At 54.5% G+C, this 3,272-nt stretch carries 4 protein-coding genes; 3 read left to right on the forward strand and 1 reads right to left on the reverse strand.

Going from position 1 to position 3,272, the window contains the following annotated elements:
• Positions 1 to 48 precede the first annotated feature (48 nt).
• Positions 49 to 189 carry a hypothetical protein gene (locus ACFFNA_RS35885; RefSeq protein ID WP_378924689.1) on the reverse strand — a complete coding sequence of 47 codons (141 nt, stop codon included), beginning with the start codon at positions 187 to 189 and terminating at the stop codon, positions 49 to 51.
• Between the two features lie 277 nt (positions 190 to 466).
• On the opposite strand from ACFFNA_RS35885, the gene ACFFNA_RS35890 reads away from it, so the two are divergent.
• Genes ACFFNA_RS35890 through ACFFNA_RS35900 form a run of 3 tightly spaced genes read left to right on the forward strand, consistent with a single transcriptional unit; the run spans position 467 to position 3,140 of the window.
• Entirely contained in the window at positions 467 to 934 is a 468-nt protein-coding gene (locus ACFFNA_RS35890; protein WP_378924691.1) for a cobalamin-dependent protein, read from the forward strand.
• Between the two features lie 8 nt (positions 935 to 942).
• The gene (locus tag ACFFNA_RS35895) at positions 943 to 1,974 is read left to right on the forward strand and encodes an aspartate-semialdehyde dehydrogenase (protein WP_378924693.1); all 1,032 of its coding nucleotides are present in this window, start codon (positions 943 to 945) and stop codon (positions 1,972 to 1,974) included.
• Complete coding sequence (locus ACFFNA_RS35900) at positions 1,971 to 3,140, forward strand: amino acid kinase family protein (RefSeq protein WP_378924695.1); 1,170 nt, start codon at positions 1,971 to 1,973, stop codon at positions 3,138 to 3,140. Before ACFFNA_RS35895 ends, ACFFNA_RS35900 begins: the two co-directional genes overlap by 4 nt.
• The last annotated feature ends 132 nt before the right edge of the window (positions 3,141 to 3,272 follow it).

Consider the following 3,272-nt stretch of genomic DNA (forward strand, 5'->3'; position numbering starts at 1 on the left):
AATCCATGCCCTTCAATTGCCGAGCAGTTCGAGATCCTTGCCGCCTGATCATTGGCGCGAAAGCGTCGCGTCGTGACCGAAATCACGATTTGCGACAGAACCATAGATCAGGCTGGTCGCGACATCGTACTGACGCGCCACCGCCGCCACCGTGGCCCCGGCGCGAATGCTGCGGCCAGTATCCGGCACTGATCCTCTTCACTCCAACGACGACGGCGTTCCGGCCCGGTCAACACCGTCATCTGGCTACTGCTGTGCTGACTACGCTCGTAAGGACGACCTCAAGAGCGCAGCCTCGCTACCGGGCCATGTTCGCGCAAGGCGGCCCTCGCCGGAGGCGTACTTCCCTACCAACTCTCGTAGTTTTTTAAAATTACATCTCTGCATACTGTGTGCGGTGAGCTGGCCACGCCCAATGGGGAGCTTAAAGTCGATCTCAACGCAGGAACAACGAATGGAGGAACCAATGAACTTATCTGCTAGGCTGCGACCTGGCATCGAACAGCCCTCTGGAAGCCGGATCATCATTCTCGGCGTCGCCGAGAGTGACGCTCATGTGGTGGCGAACAAGCTCATTGAATATGAACTCAGCGTCTCCGGATTTGATGTTATCAACCTCGGCGCATGCACGCCCGTCGACGAGTTCGTGTCCGCGTTCCAGTCACATCCTTACGCGGACGCGATAGTTATAGGCAGCCTGAACGGCCACGCCTATGAGGATTTGAAGTCAATAAAGGATGCAAAAAACAATCTTCTTATCGCCTGCCCAATTATAGTAGGCGGCAATCTTGGAATTACCCGAGATCAGGCAGCCAAAACGAAAGAGCAATTGCTTTCACTCGGCGTCGACTACGTACTAGATGACGCTGCGGCGTTGCCTCTTTTGCTGCACAGACTACCCCGGCGGAACGCGTTTACCTCAATGTCTACATGAGAGATGTCATGAGAGCTTTCGATATTTCTATTGTTGGTGCGACCGGAGCCGTAGGGGCGGAATTAATAAAGTTGCTGGAGTCTAGCCAAATTCCTATCTCCCGGTTGCGGTTGCTAGCGTCCCGCAATTCGAGCGGCCGTCAGTTGAAGTTCCGTGATGGGATCTGCATCGTCGAGCCACTCGGCGAAAGTGGCAATACCTCCGCCGACATCGCATTCTTTTCCGCGGGCAGCACAATAAGCACCGAATGGGGACCTCGCTTCGCTGCCGCAGGCACTCTTGTGATTGACAACTCGAACGCCTTTAGAATGCACTCTAATGTGCCACTTATTGTACCGCAAGTTAACCCGGAAGCGCTTGCCGCTCGCCCGCAGTCGAATATCGTCGCAAACCCAAATTGTTCCACGATCCAGCTGGTCCGGGTGCTGAGGCCGCTGGTAACCGCATTTAGTATTAATCAGATCATCCTGACCACCTACCAGGCCGCTTCGGGGGGCGGCCTAGTTGGGATTGACGAGCTGTTGGATGGTACCAGAAGCGCCCTGAAAGGACGCTCGGGACCAAGCGCTAGGCGTTTCCCTTTCTCTCTTGCTTTTAATGTAATACCGCAAGTTGGCGAGATGACCCCGGAAGGTGTGACCGTTGAAGAGCGCAAGCTAACTGAAGAGTCTCGAAAAATCTTGAGTTTGCCTCAACTCCAGATAACCTCCACTTGCGTTCGAGTTCCCGTATTGAATGGGCACTCCGAGGCGGTATATCTTGAGTTCAAAGAGCCGGTTCGCCTCGAGCGGGTTCATCACCTACTAACGAACGAGCCCGGTGTTCGGCTCTACCCAAGCGGAATTCGCATAGAGTATCCGATGCCGCGCTTTCTGGAAAATCCTTCGGATGTTCATGTTGGGCGGGTTAGAGGAAATCCTGGGAACCAGTGCGGGCTCTGGATCTGGGTGGTCGCAGACAATCTCCAGGTCGGGGCTGCCCTTAATGCGTTCCTCATCGCGCAGCTTGCAATTGCCAACAACCTAATTGGTGGAACATGAATACGACCGTATTGAAATTTGGGGGATCATCTTTTCGACGTCCTGGAGACTACGGTCGAGTTGCAGGCCACATAGCAGATCGACTAGCAGCAGAGGAAAACAAAATTGTTGTCGTGGTCAGCGCAATGTCAGGAACAACCGATAGGCTGAAGGCAGTCCTGCTCGATATCAACACGCAAGCATCATCGTCGAACCTCGATGCGGCACTCGCAACGGGAGAGATGCTCAGTGCTTGCCTGCTGGAGGCCGCTGTTAGCCATTTAAGGATTCCGGTAACCTCTCTGAACGGCTATGCCGTAGGAATCCATACGAATTCAGACTTCGGTCGTGCATCCATAGAAAGGACAGATCCTCAGCCAATCGCTACTGCGTTGCTCGAGCATGACGTTGTCATCGCCGCAGGCGGCCAGGCGATTGATCGGGCCGGCAGGTTAACGATGCTTGGTAGAAACAGCTCAGATATGACAGCTATTGTAATCGGGTCTATGCTCGGGGAACGTACGTGCGAAATTTACTCTGACGTTCCAGGTGTCTACACAGCAGACCCCTATCTTGTCTCGGGAGCACAACTAATTCCAAAGATTGGTTATAAAGCTATCGCACAGATGTCGCGACATGGCGCAAAGGTGCTTCATCACAGGGCGGTGGATTACGCTGAAAAGCACGGCGTCACCATTGTGTGCAAATCGCTCACTAGCGACGGAGCCGTCACGGGCACGATTGTAACAGGTGATGGAAAAGCCCGTTCCGTGACAGTGGCTCGCGACGCGGTGGTGTTATCCTCCGCCAGCCGTGCCGAACGCGACAACCTCCGCGCGCTGCTTGATCGGCATGAAGTCGGCACGGTCTGTATGGAGGACAACGACAGGGCCGACATATGCATTATAAGCGACGTCGATTTTGCCCTGCAACTTATAGCACGGACCGGCGCTTATTCGGTCTCCAGGGAACTAAAAAACGTGGTGACGGAGCTTGATTCGTCAGTGTTGCGCGTCCACTTGGAAGGCGATTACGCGCGCGCCGTTTCCCTGACTCGCCAGAGCCACGAACAAATGTATCCTGGAGCGCTTGGCGAGCAGTCTGGATCGAGAATGGCCAAACAGCACTCCCCTTATAGTTCGCTACTCATTGGAAAGGAATGCGCTGTGACCAGACAAGGTGGCTGACTGTCTCGCTTCTCCATGTCTCAAGCGCCGGGGTTCCGTCGCAAACTTTTCGGAAAGGTCATTGCTGCATGACGGCTGCTCCTGCTTTCCGGGAGTTTGTCATGTTCAAGGGCCGCCATTTTGATCGATCCG

The sequence above is a fragment of the Mesorhizobium kowhaii genome (assembly GCF_042431665.1).
Taxonomy (GTDB): Bacteria; Pseudomonadota; Alphaproteobacteria; order Rhizobiales; family Rhizobiaceae; genus Mesorhizobium; species Mesorhizobium kowhaii.